Below are 426 nucleotides of genomic sequence, written 5' to 3'. Positions count from 1 at the left end.
CCACACCGAAAGCATTAGAACTAAAACAACCGATACGTGATGCCTTATTTGCTATTCAGCAGCAAGTTCAACCTGAAGCAGAATTCGACCCCAAAACAGCTTCTAACACCTTCGCCATAGCAGCCAATGAATACGCAGAATCCATCGTATTCCCGGCTTTCTTTCAGTATCTAGAACAAGTTGCACCAAATATCTGTTTTGACCTTCACCCTGAAGCCGACTCAATCGCAAGCCTAACGGAACGTATTCGCTTAAAAGAGCTAGATATTGCGATCGATTACATACAGCCCAAAAGCAAAGAACTCATTTGTGAACATGTATTTGAAGAAGATCTTGTCGTGATGGCACGCAAGGGAAACCCGTACATTACGGATGAAATCATGACAGCCGAGATATATCGATCTACACCACATGTCGCATTACATC

At 43.2% G+C, this 426-nt stretch carries 1 protein-coding gene; it reads left to right on the top strand.

The genetic code is table 11. The features are described from left to right. The coding region (locus tag A3738_RS10795) for a LysR substrate-binding domain-containing protein (protein WP_197473806.1) at positions 1-426 on the top strand (426 nt) is incomplete at both ends.

The organism is Oleiphilus sp. HI0066 (assembly GCF_001635725.1).
This window is presented reverse-complemented; position numbering and strand designations above follow the sequence as displayed.